Source organism: Sphingomonas sp. Leaf230 (assembly GCF_001421745.1).
Taxonomy (GTDB): domain Bacteria; phylum Pseudomonadota; class Alphaproteobacteria; order Sphingomonadales; family Sphingomonadaceae; genus Sphingomonas.
On record NZ_LMKW01000008.1, the window covers coordinates 50,854 to 65,265 of the forward strand.

Genomic DNA, 14,412 nt, shown 5'->3' on the forward strand with positions numbered 1-14,412 from the left:
GGCGCCCGCCATCACCGGCCGCATCGTTGGTGGAAAGCGCGGGCGCGGCGCTGCTTGGCTGCCCCTCACCCCGACCGTCTCCCCGCAGGGGAGAGGGAGCAGCGATGCCGACCCGCTGGATTTCCCACTCCAACGTCACCCCCGAATGCGCCTTCACTCTGTCCCGTACCTCTTCACCCAACGCCTCGATCTCCGCGCTCGATGCGGACCCGAGGTTCAGCAGGAAATTGCAATGCTTCTCACTGACCTGCGCATCGCCGCGAGTCAGCCCCCGGCACCCGGCCGCGTCGATCAACGCCCAAGCCTTGTGCCCCTCGGGATTCTTGAACGTCGAGCCCCCGGTGCGCGACCGCAAAGGCTGCGAAGCCTCGCGCTCGGCGGCGATCCGGTCCATCTCCGCACCGATCACGGCGGGCTCGCCGGGCGTGCCGAAGAACACCGCTTCGACCACGACCGCGCCGGCCGGCAGGTCCGAATGACGATAGGTGAACCCGAGTTTCTCGGCGGACCAGACTTCGACCGAACCCTCCCGCGTAACCACGGTAGCCTCGACCAGAATATCGCTGACATCGCGACCATAAGCACCCGCGTTCATCCGAACCGCTCCGCCGACAGTACCCGGTATCCCACGCAGAAACTCAAGCCCGGCAATCCCAGCATCCCGCGCGGCACTGGCAACGGTAATCCCCATCGCCCCCGCGCCCGCACGAACGCGACCGTCCTGCACCGAAACCTTCGCCATAGCCTTGGGAAGCCGCACCACGACCCCCGGCACGCCGCCATCGCGTACGATCAGGTTCGAGCCTACGCCGATCGGCAGCACCGACGTCGAAGGATCGAGAGCCTTCAGCAACCCCGCCAGATCCTCGACATCCGAAGGCCGCACCAGCCACTCCGCCGGGCCACCGGTACGAAACCAGATAAAGTCCGCCAGACTGCCATTAGCCGTCAGAGTACCACGCAGGTCCTCCCCGGCACGGGGAGGGGGACCGCCAAAGGCGGTGGAGGGGGCTCTGCCAGAAGCGTTACGCTCGTGGACGCCCCCCTCCACCATCCCTTGCATGGTCCCCCTCCCCGTACCGGGGAGGATTTGCGACGCGCCACTCACGCCAGCACCTTCGCGCGTTCGGCAGCGATCGCATCGGCGAGACCGGCAGCCCATTTCGTGATGTCGCCAGCCCCCAGACAAACAACCATGTCGTCAGCCTCGATCGTCGCCGCTAGTTCCACCGCCAGCGCATCCGCGTCCGCGACCACACCCGCAAACCGGTGCCCGCGCCGCTTCAACCCCTCGACCAGAGCCGCCGCATCGACGCCCTCGACAGGCGCCTCGCCGGCCGCGTAGACCGGCGTCACCAACACCCGGTCCGCATCGTTGAAGGCCGTCTGGAAATCCTCCATCAGATTGCCGAGCCGCGAATAGCGATGCGGCTGCACGACTGCGATCACGCGCCCCTTCACGCCCTCGCGCGCTGCCGCCAGCACGGCCCGGATCTCGACCGGATGATGCCCGTAATCGTCGATGATCGTGACACCGGCCACTTCGCCCACCTTAGTGAACCGCCGCTTCACGCCGCCGAACTTGGCGAACCCCTGCTGGATCGTCGCGTCCGCAATTCCCAGTTCCAATGCCACGCCGATCGCCGCCAGAGCGTTCTGAACGTTATGCCGCCCAGGCATCGGCATCTCGATTCCCACGATCGTCCGCGTCGCGCCATCGCGCTCACGCACCACGCAATCGAAGCGGTTGCCGCCTGGAATCGGGGTGACCTCCACCCCGCGCACATCCGCCTGCGCCGAGAAACCGTACGTAACGACCCGACGATCGCGCACCCGCGGCAGGATCCCCTGCACCTCCGGATGATCGAGGCACAGCAGCGCCGCGCCATAGAATGGCACGTTCTCGACAAACTCGACGAACGCATCCTTCACCGCGTCGAACGAGCCGTAATGGTCGAGATGCTCGGGATCGATGTTGGTGACCACCGCGATCGTCCCGTCGAGCCGCAGGAAGCTGCCGTCGCTCTCGTCCGCCTCGACCACCATCCAGTTGCTCGCACCCAGTCGCGCGTTCGAGCCGTACGAGTTGATGATCCCGCCGTTGATGACGGTCGGATCGACGCCGCCGGCATCGAGCAATGCCGCGACCATCGAGGTCGTCGTGGTCTTGCCGTGCGTACCCGCGACCGCGACGGTCGACTTCAGGCGCATCAGTTCGGCGAGCATTTCCGCCCGCCGCACCACCGGCACGCGCGCATTGAGCGCCGCCTCGACCTCCGGGTTCGAACGCACGATCGCGGTCGACACTACCACCACCGCGGCGTCGCCGATGTTCGACGCCGCATGGCCGATCGCGACCGGGATGCCCTTGTCGCGCAACCCCTGCACGACATAGCCCTCGGCGACGTCCGAGCCCTGCACGCGGTAGCCGAGGTTCTTCATCACCTCGGCGATGCCCGACATGCCGATCCCGCCGATCCCGACGAAGTGGATCGTGCCGATATCCGTTGCGACGCCCTTCATGCGAACTGCGCCTTGGGCTTGGAGGGCACACCGACCGGAATGCGCGACAACGGTGCGTCTAGGCTCTCGACCAGATCCGCCAGATCGCTCGCCGCGTTCGGCCGCCCGCAACTGCGCGCACGCCCCGCCGCGTTCTGCAACGCCGCCGGATCGAGCCCGAGTTTCTGCATCTGCTTGGCCAGTTCCACTGCGGTAAAGTCTCCTTGCGCAATCGTTCGCGCACCGCCCGCCCGCGTGATCTCGCGCGCGTTCACGGTCTGGTGATCGTCGGTTGCGCCCGGCAGAGGCACCAAAATCGCCGGACGCCCCGCCGCGGTAAGTTCCGAAATCGTCGAAGCGCCCGCACGTGCGATGACCAGATGCGCCCACGCCAGTTGCTCGGGCATATCGGGCAGATACGTCGCCAGCTCGGCCGGAATATGATGCTCGGCGTACTTGGCGCGAACCGCGTCGATATCCTCGATCCGCGCCTGATGCGTCACCTGCAACCGCCGCCGGAACGTCACCGGGAGCATCGCCAGACCATCGGGCACGACCTGCGACAGGATGCTCGCTCCCTGGCTCCCGCCGGTCACGAGCACACGGAAGATCCCGTCCTCCTCTAGCAGCGGATACGGTCGCGAGCGCAACGCCAGCACCGCCTCGCGCACCGGATTGCCGACCAGATGCGCCTTGCCCAGCAGCTTCGGCGCGAGGCGCTCGGTCGGCTCGGACGAGGTCGCGATCGCGTCGACGCGCCCCGCGACGAAGCGGTTCACGCGCCCCAGCACCGCGTTCTGCTCGTGCACCGCAGTCGGAATCTTGTCCGCGAACGCCGCGAGCAATGCCGGCAATGCAGGATAGCCACCGAAGCCGATCACCGCGGCGGGCTTGAACGTCCGGTACAGCTCGCGCGCCATCGCCCGCCCGCGCCACATCTCCCGCGTGGCCCGCGCCCAGCCGAGCGGCCCGCCGGTAAAGCGTCCCGCCGGCAGGACATGCGTCTGGATATCCTCGAACAGCCCCGGAAACCGCACGCCGCGCGCGTCGCTGACCAGCGCGACACGGTGGCCGCGCTTGGTCAGTTCGGCCGCGAGCGCCGCTGCCGGGACCATGTGTCCCCCGGTCCCACCGGCTGCGAGGACATAATGCTTACTCATTCACCACTCCAGCGGACGACATAGGGGCTCCGCGTGAGAAACGGATTGCGCCGGGTAAACGCCAGCAGCAACCCCATGCCGACCGACAACGCGATCATCGACGATCCGCCATAGCTGATGAACGGCAGCGTCATACCCTTAGACGGCGCGAGGCCGGTGTTGACCGCCATGCTCACCAGCGCCTGCGCGCCGAACTGCGTGGCGAGGCCCGCGGAGGCGAGCAGCTTGAATTCGTCCTGCTCGTCCAGCAACTTGACGAACACGCGCACGACGATCGCCAAGAAGATCACCGCGATCACCGAGCATGCGATCAGCCCGAATTCCTCGCCGATCACCGAGAAGATATAGTCGGTATGCGCCTCGGGCAGCCCGAATTTCGCCGCACCCGCGCCGGGGCCTGTTCCGGTCCAACCGCCTGCGGTCAGCGTGTTATGCGCCGCATTCGTCTGGAAATGATCGCCTGCGCCCTCGCCCTCGACACCGGGAAACAGGAACGCATCGATCCGCGACCGCGCCACGCCGTAGAAGACATAGGCGGCAATCAGCCCCGCCGGGGCCATCGCGACGAGGCCGAGCATCACCTTGGCCGGCGTCCCCGCGATCATCAGCAGCGCCATCCACACCGAGCAGAAGATGATCGTCTGGCCGAAATCGGGTTGCAGCATCAGCAGCACAGCCACGCCCGCGGTCATCGCGCCGGTGATCAGCACGGTCGGCAGCTCGGCATCCTTCGCGCGCAACGACAACAGCCACGCGACCGTGACGATGAACAGCGGCTTCAGGAACTCGGAAGGCTGGAACTGCGCGAACCCGACGCCGAGCCAGCGCCGCGCGCCGTTCGCCTCGACCCCGATGAACGGCGTCACCATCAGCATCAGCACGAACAGCGCGCAGCCGCCGATCGCCATCCGCCGCGCCATCGACACGGGCATCATCGACACGCCGAACAGCACCGGCAGCGAAACGCCGACCCACATCAACTGCCGCCAGAAATAGTAGAGCGGCGCGATCTTGTGGTGCTCGCCCGAATAACGGACCGCGCTTGCCGGCGACGCCGCCGCGACCGCAATCAGCCCGATCGCGATCAGGAACAGCGTCAGCAGCAGCAGCATCCGGTCGATATCCCAGAACCACGTGCCGAGCGGCGACTGATCGCCCCGCCCGCCGCGCCGCTTCAGCTTGGCGACGATGCTGGTCTTCGGTGTGCCCATATCGCCCCTAACGTCGATCCTACCAGCGCGGATATCGGTCATGCCAGCGACTCCACCGCCGCGCGGAACGCGGCCCCGCGCGCTTCGTAATCGCGAAACTGGTCGAAGCTAGCACAGGCGGGGGATAACAAGACAGTGTCGCCCGGCTTGGCGTTAGCGGCGGCGCTGCGGACGGCAGCGTCGAGCGTGCCGACGTTATCGACGGGCATGGAGTCCTTCAGGATCTCAGCGAATTTCGGGCCAGCCTCGCCGATCGTGTAGGCGTGGACGACGTGTCCGAAGGCGGGCTTGCAGGCGTCGAGGTCGTCGCCCTTCGCGCGCCCACCGACGATCCAGTGGACCCGGTCGAACGCAGCCAAAGCCGGCGCGGTGCTCTCGGGATTGGTCGCCTTGCTGTCGTCGACATAGGCAACGCCGCCATATGAGGCGATCTGCTCCATCCGGTGCGGCAGGCCCGTGAAACTCATCAGGCCACGGTCGATGTCGACTTCGCTCACGCCCAGTGCCTTGACCACGGCGATCGCGGCAAGTGCATTCTGGGCGTTGTGCGGGCCCTGAAGCGTCGGCCAGCTGCTCTGATCCATGCACACGCCAGGCGCGATCTTGGTGAGGTGCTCGCCCTTCGCCGACAGCCCGCGCGCGATCTGCGCGGACGGCGCATCGCCGATGCCGATGACGGCTTCATGCTCGGCCGACTGCATCGCGAACAGCCGCGCCTTGGAGGCCGCATAGCCTTCGAAGCCGTCGTACCGGTCGAGATGATCCGGCGTGATGTTGAGCAGCACCGCAACGTCGCAATCGAGCGCCTGCGTCAGGTCGATCTGGTAGCTCGACAGTTCGAGCACGTAGACTCCGCTCTCGGGGAGCGCTTCCTGCTCGAGGATCGGCAGGCCGATATTGCCGCCCATCAGCGTGGGGATGCCTGCGGTCTTGAGGATGTGATGGACGAGCGCGGTGGTGGTCGACTTGCCGTTGGTGCCGGTGATGCCGACGACCATGTGCTGCGGGAGGTCCTCTCGGGCCTGCGCGAAGAGTTCGATGTCGCCGATGACGGAGACGCCCGCCGCGCGCGCGGCCGCGGCAAGCGGATGCGTGTTCAACGGCACCCCCGGCGATACGACCAGAGCGTCAAAGCCCGAGAGATCGTCAAGCGGTGCGACTTCTAAAAGCCCTCTCCCCTCCGGGGAGAGGGTTGGGTGAGGGGCTGTTCCAGACGCAATACTGCTGGGCTGCCCCTCACCCCGCCCCTCTCCCCGAAGGGGAGAGGGAGTGAAGACATCACGCTTCGCCTCGTCGGAGTCCCAAGCGACGACCTGCGCCCCACCAGCCACCAAAGCCCGCACAGTCGCAGCCCCAGACCGCGCCAGCCCCAGCACCGCATAGCGTTTCCCGCGCCAAGCCTCCGCGATAATCACCGCAGCTTCAACGTCGAGAGACCGACCAGCGCCAGCACCAGCGCGATGATCCAGAAGCGGATCACCACCGTCGCCTCGGCCCAGCCGAGCTGTTCGAAATGATGGTGGATGGGCGCCATCCGGAACACACGCTTGCCGGTGCGCTTGTAGAAGAACACCTGGATGATCACCGACAGCGCCTCGATCACGAACAGCCCGCCGATTATCCCCAGCACGATCTCGTGATGCGCGACGACCGCGATCGTCCCCAGCGCACCGCCGAGCGCGAGGCTCCCGGTATCGCCCATGAACACCGCAGCTGGCGGCGCATTGAACCACAGGAACGCAAGCCCCGCGCCGACGATCGCCCCGCAAAATATCGCCAACTCACCCGCACGAGGGACGTGCGGAATACCGAGGTAATCGGCGAACTTCACGTTTCCGACCAGGTACACGATCACCATGAACGCGACGCTGGCGATGATCACCGGCATCGTCGCCAGCCCGTCGAGCCCATCCGTGAGGTTCACCGCATTACCGAACGACACGATCGTGAACGCCGCGAACACCGGGAAGAACCAGCCGAGATCCAGGTACATGCGCGACGTGAACGGCAAATACAGATGCGGGCCGTTCTGCGACATGATGATCGTCGCGGCGACGCCGGCGATGATGAATTCGAGCAGCAACCGCGTACGCCCGCTGATCCCCGCGGTGCTCGCCTTGCGCACCTTGTCATAGTCGTCGAGGAACCCGATCGTCCCGAAGCCGAGCGTCACGAACAGGCACGCCCAGACATACGGGTTGCTCAGGTCCATCCACAGGAAGATGGCGAGACACATCGAGGTGAGGATCATCAGCCCGCCCATCGTCGGCGTGCCGCGCTTCGCCAGATGAGACTGCGGGCCGTCGGCGCGGATCGGCTGGCCCTTGCCCTGCCGCACGCGCAACCAGCCGATGAACTTCGGTCCGATGATCAGGCCGATGAACAGCGCGGTCGCGACGGCGCCACCGGTCCGCACCGTCTGGTAACGGATGAGGTTCAGCAGGCCGGGAAATCCCAGATGCTCGGCGAGCCAGTACAACATTCAAATAATCCCGCCCTTGAGGCCCGCCACCACCCGCGCGAGGCCCACCCCGTTCGATCCCTTGACGAGCACGACATCGCCCGGCGCCAGGATCGTCCGTAACGACGCGAGCGCGGCCGCAGCGTCGCCCACATGGACGGTTTCGATCTGTCCCTCAAGCACCTGCGCTAACGGCGCCATCGCTTCACCGACGAGCAGCGCCATTTCGACGCGCGCGGCGAGGATCGGCTCGGCAAGGGCTGCATGATAGTCGTCGGAGCCCTCGCCAAGCTCGCGCATTTCGCCGAGTACCGCGATGTGACGACCGAGCTCGTGGCCGAGGACGCTGAGCGTCGCGCGCATCGAGGCGGGGTTGGCGTTGTAGCTCTCGTCGATCACCAGCGCCTGCCCGTCGCCGACCTCGACGAGCAACCGCGCACCGCGACCTTGCAGCCCACCAAGCTCAGCCAGCGCCAGCCCGGCCAGCCCGAGATCGCCCCCGGCCGCCTGCGCGCAGGCCAGCACGCCCAGCGCGTTCGACACCCAATGTGCGCCGGGCTGCGCGATCGTGAAGCTCAGCTCGTGCTCGGCCCCCTGCCCCATCCGCGCGGTGACAAACGTCCCGCCGGTCGGCAGGCGCATCGCCTCGATCGCACGGACATCGGCGCCCTTTTCGCTGCCGAACGTGACGATGTGCGTGGCGTGTGGTGCGGCATGGCCGAGCAGCCGGTCGCGGTGCGGGCTGTCATAGGGCACGATCGCAGTCCCGTCCGGTTCGAGCCCGCCAAAGATCTCGCCCTTGGCATCGGCGATCGCGCTTTCATCAGGGAAGAACGCGGTATGCGCCGGCGCGATCGCTGTGATCATCGCGATATGCGGGCGGACGAGCTGGGTCAGCTCGGCGAGTTCGCCGGCATGGTTCATCCCCATCTCGAACACGCCGAACTTCGCGTCGCGCGGCATCCGCGCGAGGCTGAGCGGGACGCCGGTGTGATTGTTGTAGCTCTTGACCGAGCGATGCACTTCGCCGGGGGATGCGCGGTCGAGGCAGGCGAACAGGGCTTCCTTGGCGCTCGTCTTGCCGACGGAGCCGGTGACGCCGATGATCTTCGCGGTGGTGCGTGCGCGGCTGGCGCGGCCGAGTGCGTTTAATGCGGCAAAGCTATCCGCAACAAGGACGTGCGGATGGTCGCAAGGCTCGGACACGATTGCCCCCGCCGCGCCCTGTGCGAAGGCCTGGTCGAGGAAGAGGTGTCCGTTGCTGGCCTCGCCCTTCATCGCGACGAAGAGATCGCCGGGCCCGACTTCGCGCGAGTCGAAGGCGACGCCGCTGACTGCGAAGTCGCCAGACGCCACACCACCGGTAGCAGCCGCGATCTCGGCCGAGGTCCAGAGACTCACTGCTCCCCTCCCGCCTGCGGGAGGGGTCGGGGGAGGGGCTGACCAAACAGGCCGGACGCCAGTACGTACGTCGCGCCCTCCCCTAGCCCCTCCCGCAGGCCGGAGGGGAATGAAGATGTTGCCGTCCTCACGCCGCGCACTCCCGCGCAACCGTCACATCATCGAACGGCAGCACCATGTCGCCAACGATCTGGCCTTGTTCATGCCCCTTGCCCGCGATCAGCACGATATCCTCGGGCCCAGCCTCCCGCACCGCCGCGGCGATCGCCGCACGCCGGTCGCCAATTTCCTCAGCCCCGCGCGCACCCTTCAGGACGTCGCAACGGATCGCCCGCGCATCCTCGGTCCGCGGATTGTCGTCGGTGACGATCACGCGGTCGGCGTGTTGCACCGCGACCTGCCCCATCGTCTCACGCTTGCCGGTATCGCGATCGCCGCCTGCCCCGAATACCACGATGAGTTTGCCACCTGCGTGCGGCTTGAGCGCAGCGATTGCCGCTTCGAGAGCGTCCGGCGTATGCGCGTAGTCGACATACACCGGCGCACCCGACTTCGCGATCACGGCGCGTTCCAGCCGCCCGCGCACCGGCTGCAACCGCGCGAGATTGGCGATCGTCGCGGCCACGTCACCACCGGTCGCGATCACCAGCCCAGCCGATACCAGCGCATTCGCTGCCTGGTATGCACCGATCAGCGGCAAGGTGACCTTGTACGTCTGGCCGTCAGCCTCGATCGTCAGCCCCTGCCCCAGCAGAGTCGGGTCACGGCCAACCAATCGCAGCGTCTCGCCCTGCGTCCCGACCGTGATCAGCCGATTGCCACGCTCCCGTGCTAGGTCGATCACGCGTGCCGACTGCGGATCGTCAGCCCAGACGACTGCCGCGCCGTCCGTCGAAAGCACTTCGGAGAACAGCCTTATCTTGGCGGTGAAATACGCCGCCATGTCGCCGTGGTAGTCGAGATGGTCGCGACTGAGATTAGTGAATGCGGCTGCAGCGACCTTGAGCCCTTCAGTCCGATACTGCGTCAGCCCGTGGCTCGACGCCTCGAACGCAAGGTGCGTCACGCCTTCACGCGCGAGCCCCGCCACGTTCGACAGGAACGTCACCACGTCCGGCGTCGTCAGCCCAGTCGTCACCCGCTCGTCAGCCGTCGTAACCCCCAGCGTACCGATCGACGCCGCAGGAAACCCCGCCATCCGCCAGAGCTGCCGAGTCATCTCGACGCACGACGTCTTCCCGTTGGTGCCGGTAATCGCCACCGATGTCTCGGGAAACGGCGCGAAGAACTTCGCCGCCAGTTGCGCAAACCGCTCGCGGGGATTGTCGTCGGCGATGTAGGTGGCGCCCTCGACCGTCAGCCCAGGCCGAGCCACCACTGCAATCGCGCCCGAGCGGATCGCGTCGTCGATATAATCCTCGCCATTCACGCGCGCGCCTTCGAATGCGCCGAATACCGTGCCCGGCGCGACCTTGCGGTGATCGATCGCGAACCCCGTCACCTGCGCCTCTTCCGTCCCGTCGGTCAGCGCTGCGAGTTTCATGCAATAGTCCTCATTGCCCGGTCGGCTGTGTACGCGACGGGTCCTGCCACAAAGTCGGCAGGATGTCAGACACGTCGATATCTCGGTGCGCATCGGGCACCACGCCGAGGATCGCCCCGACGCGCGAGATCGTGCGTCCCACGACCGGCGCGGTATTCCACGCCGCGGTCTTCCACCCGGCGGTTTCCTTCGTGCCGAGCGGCGAATCGAGCATCGCCAACACGACATAGCGTGGCGCATCCATCGGGAACGCCGCGGCAAACGTCGCGACGTTGCGCGAGTGGTCGTACCCGCCCGACACCGCCGCCTCGGCCGTCCCGGTCTTGCCACCGACCCGGTAGCCCGGTGCATCGCCCTTGCGACCCGTGCCGCGCTGCACGATCAGCCGCAGCATCTGCCGCATCCGCGCGCTGGTCTGCTCGCTGATGACGCGACGACCGGCAACCGCATGACCCGGCGCGACCTTCAGCAACGTCGCCGGCCGCCAGATCCCGCCATTGACCAAAGCCGCATAAGCGCTCGCCAGATGCAGCGGGGTCACCGCGATGCCGTGGCCATAGGCGGTGGTCATCGTCGTCGTGCGCGCCCAGTATTTCGGCCACAACGGACGGCCCTTCTCACGCAGTTCGATATCGGGCTTGGTATCGAAGCCGAGCTTCTTGAACATCGCCTGCATCTTCGCGGGCCCGACCTCGTCGGCCACACGTGCGGTGGCGATGTTGGACGAGTAGATCAGCGTCTCGGCCATATTGAGCCAGCGCTTCGGATCGCCGCGCTCGTCGTGAATCGTAAAGCGGCCGACCTGGAGCGGATGAGTCGCATCGAAGCGCCGCGCGAACGATGTGACGACACCCGTGTCCATCGCGGTCGCCATCGTGATCGGCTTGAACGTCGAGCCAAGCTCGAACACGCTCTGCGTCGTGATGTTGCGGAGCTGTTCGCTGCCCGACATGCCGACGCGGTTGGGATTGAACGTCGGCAGCGAGACCATCGCGATCACCTCGCCGGTCGCCACGTCGAGGACGATGCCGCCCGCCCCTCGCGCCGAAAACGTCGTCATCGCGCGACCGAGTTCGCTCTCCATTGCCGCCTGGACGCGGTTGTCGAGCGACAGCGCCACCGGCGTACCGTTGAGTGCAGGATTGGTCAGCCGCTCGTCGAGCACGCGCTCCATCCCGCTCATGCCGTGGCCCGCGGTCGACAGGAAGCCGAGCGCATGCGCCGCCATCGTCGATTGCGGATACAGCCGCTGCGTATCGCGGTCGAACACGATCGCCGGCTCGCCGATCGCATTGACCTGTTCGACCAGCGCCGGCGACGCACGCCGCTGGAGATAGATGAAGCTCTTGCCCGACGTCAGCAGCGAATAATAATGCGCCTGGTCGCCCGCCTCGGGCATCAGCGCGGCGAGCTTGCTGGCGATCTCGGTCGGATCGCCGATCAGCTTCTTCGGGTGCACCGCGATCGTCCACGCATCGATCGTCCGCGCGAGCGGCGCGCCATTACGGTCGACGATGTCGCCCCGCGCCGCGATCGCCGCCGAGCGCGCCTGCGGATCGGCGAGCGACGCCTGCACCGCCAGCATCCCGAGCCGCCCGACCACCACCAGCACCGCTGCTCCGAACAGGAACATCAGCATCATCAGGCGCGTGTGCGCCGTCGCCACCAGTGCATGACGCTGGTTGGCGCTACGTTGCTGCGAGACGGGCCGGGCGACCAAGGCGGTCACCGCCGCTTACGGCTCTCGGAGCGCGCGCCGCTCATGATGTCACCCAACGTCGTGTCGGACAGGAGCTTGCGGTCGAGCATCGCCACTGCCTGCGGACGGACCTTCGCGACGGCGGCGAGGCGTTCGGTCTTGGCGGCGCGGACGAGTGCGGCTTCGGCGGAGCGCGGCGTCGACACCGACGCGCGGATCACGACCGGCTTGAGCGCGGTCTTAGACGCGGCCTGGATCGCGACGTTCATCGCGCGGGGTGCGCTGACCTGCGCCATCTGCACCGGAGCAAGCTTCACCACGGCAGGAGCAGCGGTCACCGGCACGATCGACGTGGAGACGACGGACCCCGCCCCCGACGGCACGAGCAGCGCGGCGGTCTGGACCCCGTCCGCGCGCAGGCTGTTGACGTCGAGCGCCGCGAGCGCGGCCTCGCTCACGACGAACTGGCCCGCGGTCGGTGCCGACAGCGCCAGCGTATCGCCGTTCCAGCGTTCGAGCTGGGCCAGATTGCCCCGCGTGTCGAACTCGGTTTCCAGCGCACGGATGTCGCGTTGCGCGGAGCGTATCTGACCATTGACCGCCTCCAGCTTCTTGCGCTCGGCGGCGACCTGCAGCGACACGAGGTAGAAACCGAGCACGACGGCTACGCAGCCCCCGAACCAGCCCACACCCTTCATCCGATACGCCGCCGTCATGTCGTCACCTCTTCCGTCCAGGGTTGCGCGGAGGTCCGCCGCGCCGTCCGTAATGTCGCCGAGCGCGCACGCGGGTTGCGTGCGATCTCGGCCTCGCCGGCGCGAACACCGCGGCCGACATGAGAAAAACTAGGTTCCGCAACGGCTTTCACCTGCGGAAGATGACGCGAACCTGAAGGAGAGCCCCCGGACCGCGTGCGCAGGAAGCGCTTCACCATCCGGTCCTCGAGGCTGTGGAACGTCACGATCGCGAGCCGGCCACCGGGTTTCAGCACGCGCTCGGCCGCCAGCAACCCGTCGGCGAGTTCGCCCAACTCGCGGTTCACGTGGATCCGGATCGCCTGGAACGCGCGCGTCGCGGGGTCCTTCTTGTCGTGCGCCTTGTAGCCGAGCGCGCGGCGGACGATGTGCGCCAGCTCGCCGGTCCGCGTCAGCGGGCGCGCCGCGACGATCGCGCGGGCCACGCGACGCGACTTGGGCTCGTCGCCGTACTGATACAGCACGTCGGCGATCTCGTTCTCGTCCGCCTCGTTGACGAAGTCCGCCGCCGACATGCCGGTCTGCGCCATCCGCATGTCGAGCGGGCCATCCGACTGGAACGAGAAGCCGCGCTCGGCTTGGTCGAGCTGCATCGACGACACGCCGATATCGAGCGTGACGCCGTCCACCGGCGCGAGGCCGCGCGCTTCGAGTTCGGACGCCATCGCCGAGAAGTCCGCGGCGATCAGCGTCAGGCCTTCTTCGGCCTCTTCCATCGCGCGACCATTGGCGATCGCGTCGGGATCGCGATCGAACGCGACGATCCGCGCGCCCGACTTGAGCAATGCCAGCGTATAGCCGCCCGCGCCGAACGTGCCGTCGACCATCGTCTCGCCGGGCTCAGGGGAAAGCGCAGCGAGGACTTCGTCGAGCAGGACGGGAATGTGCGGTGCGTCGGGGGAACTCACAGCTGCACCCCCTTCTCGGCCATGTAGAAGCGCGCCATCTCCTTGACGACGGGGGGCATGCCGTCGGTGGCGATCAGCGTCGCGGGGTCCCAGATCTCGATGTAGTCGAGCACGCCGTAGAAGAACGCATGGCCCTTGATGCCCGCATAGAAGCGCGGGAACGCGGGCATGATGAAGCGCCCGGAGCCGTCGAACGGCACCGCTTCGCCGGACGCGGCGGCGCGCTTGATGTTGTAGTCGTACTCGCCGTTCTCGGCAGGATTCTCGGATTCGCGGCGATCGAGGCGCTCGGCGAGGATGTCGACGTAACCGGGATCATACGCGACCAAGCAGCGATTCTTCTGATGCGCGCCGATGATGATGGTACCGCCGTCCTTGCCGTTCGCCTTGGGCGCATTTGCCGAAAGCATCGTGCGGAGCGCCGAGGGGATGGCTACCCGGCCCTTGTCGTCGACAAGGCCGATACCGTCTCCTTGATAGCGACCCCGTACCGACACGCCAAAACCCTTCGAACTGGCGCGCACGCCTCACCGCCTCGAAAAGCAGCCATCGCTACGTTTCGACCGCGTTTTCAGCGAACGATGAAAATGCCCCTGTATTAACCTCCATCTACCATAGCGCTTCGGGGACGCAACGGGATTTTTGGGGATTAAACGGATTTCACTGCAATTTCGATGCTCAGTCTGGGGGGATTTGCGGGCAGACTGGATGTGAAAGTGCTGACGACTGTTTTGACTACTGGGGATATCCGGGGATGAAGTGCGGAAGCTCC

The 14,412-nt window shown here is 66.7% G+C and carries 11 protein-coding genes and 1 pseudogene; all 12 read right to left on the bottom strand.

What is annotated here, in order from left to right:
- Nucleotides 1-100: 100 nt before the first annotated feature.
- Nucleotides 101-1,054, bottom strand: a pseudogene (gene murB / locus ASE82_RS05905) (UDP-N-acetylmuramate dehydrogenase); the annotation flags it as partial.
- A gap of 50 nt (nt 1,055-1,104) precedes the next feature.
- Nucleotides 1,105-2,523, bottom strand: coding sequence for a UDP-N-acetylmuramate--L-alanine ligase (gene murC / locus ASE82_RS05910; protein WP_056060226.1), 1,419 nt, complete (start codon nt 2,521-2,523; stop codon nt 1,105-1,107).
- A complete protein-coding gene (gene murG / locus ASE82_RS05915; RefSeq protein WP_056060230.1) occupies nt 2,520-3,662 on the bottom strand; it encodes an undecaprenyldiphospho-muramoylpentapeptide beta-N-acetylglucosaminyltransferase in 1,143 nt (380 codons plus the stop codon). Before murG ends, murC begins: the two co-directional genes overlap by 4 nt.
- Nucleotides 3,659-4,873, bottom strand: coding sequence for an FtsW/RodA/SpoVE family cell cycle protein (locus ASE82_RS05920; RefSeq protein ID WP_056060233.1), 1,215 nt, complete (start codon nt 4,871-4,873; stop codon nt 3,659-3,661). The genes murG and ASE82_RS05920 overlap by 4 nt, the downstream gene beginning before the upstream one ends.
- Before the next feature lie 38 nt (nt 4,874-4,911).
- Nucleotides 4,912-6,288: a UDP-N-acetylmuramoyl-L-alanine--D-glutamate ligase gene (gene murD, locus ASE82_RS05925; protein WP_056060236.1), complete on the bottom strand. Its 1,377-nt coding sequence runs from the start codon at nt 6,286-6,288 to the stop codon at nt 4,912-4,914.
- Nucleotides 6,285-7,355 (bottom strand): phospho-N-acetylmuramoyl-pentapeptide-transferase, encoded by a 1,071-nt coding sequence (mraY, locus tag ASE82_RS05930; RefSeq protein WP_056060239.1) that lies wholly within the window; start codon nt 7,353-7,355, stop codon nt 6,285-6,287. Before mraY ends, murD begins: the two co-directional genes overlap by 4 nt.
- On the bottom strand, nt 7,356-8,735 hold the full coding sequence (locus tag ASE82_RS05935; RefSeq protein WP_056060242.1) for a UDP-N-acetylmuramoyl-tripeptide--D-alanyl-D-alanine ligase: 1,380 nt from the start codon (nt 8,733-8,735) through the stop codon (nt 7,356-7,358).
- 127 nt (nt 8,736-8,862) lie between these two features.
- The gene (locus ASE82_RS05940) at nt 8,863-10,278 is read right to left on the bottom strand and encodes a UDP-N-acetylmuramoyl-L-alanyl-D-glutamate--2,6-diaminopimelate ligase (RefSeq protein WP_056060245.1); all 1,416 of its coding nucleotides are present in this window, start codon (nt 10,276-10,278) and stop codon (nt 8,863-8,865) included.
- Between the two features lie 10 nt (nt 10,279-10,288).
- On the bottom strand, nt 10,289-12,007 hold the full coding sequence (locus ASE82_RS05945; protein ID WP_056060247.1) for a peptidoglycan D,D-transpeptidase FtsI family protein: 1,719 nt from the start codon (nt 12,005-12,007) through the stop codon (nt 10,289-10,291).
- Nucleotides 12,004-12,693 (bottom strand): hypothetical protein, encoded by a 690-nt coding sequence (locus ASE82_RS05950; protein ID WP_056060249.1) that lies wholly within the window; start codon nt 12,691-12,693, stop codon nt 12,004-12,006. Before ASE82_RS05950 ends, ASE82_RS05945 begins: the two co-directional genes overlap by 4 nt.
- The gene (gene rsmH / locus ASE82_RS05955) at nt 12,690-13,640 is read right to left on the bottom strand and encodes a 16S rRNA (cytosine(1402)-N(4))-methyltransferase RsmH (protein ID WP_056060251.1); all 951 of its coding nucleotides are present in this window, start codon (nt 13,638-13,640) and stop codon (nt 12,690-12,692) included. The genes ASE82_RS05950 and rsmH overlap by 4 nt, the downstream gene beginning before the upstream one ends.
- On the bottom strand, nt 13,637-14,164 hold the full coding sequence (locus ASE82_RS05960) for a division/cell wall cluster transcriptional repressor MraZ (protein ID WP_235518592.1): 528 nt from the start codon (nt 14,162-14,164) through the stop codon (nt 13,637-13,639). The genes rsmH and ASE82_RS05960 overlap by 4 nt, the downstream gene beginning before the upstream one ends.
- Between the last annotated feature and the right edge of the window lie 248 nt (nt 14,165-14,412).

Coding starts and splice junctions, on each gene's coding strand:
- murC (WP_056060226.1), bottom strand. CDS start 2,523: ATGAAGGGCGTCGCAACGGATATCGGCACGATCCACTTCGTCGGGATC.
- murG (WP_056060230.1), bottom strand. CDS start 3,662: ATGAGTAAGCATTATGTCCTCGCAGCCGGTGGGACCGGGGGACACATG.
- ASE82_RS05920 (WP_056060233.1), bottom strand. CDS start 4,873: ATGGGCACACCGAAGACCAGCATCGTCGCCAAGCTGAAGCGGCGCGGC.
- mraY (WP_056060239.1), bottom strand. CDS start 7,355: ATGTTGTACTGGCTCGCCGAGCATCTGGGATTTCCCGGCCTGCTGAAC.
- ASE82_RS05940 (WP_056060245.1), bottom strand. CDS start 10,278: ATGAAACTCGCAGCGCTGACCGACGGGACGGAAGAGGCGCAGGTGACG.
- ASE82_RS05950 (WP_056060249.1), bottom strand. CDS start 12,693: ATGACGGCGGCGTATCGGATGAAGGGTGTGGGCTGGTTCGGGGGCTGC.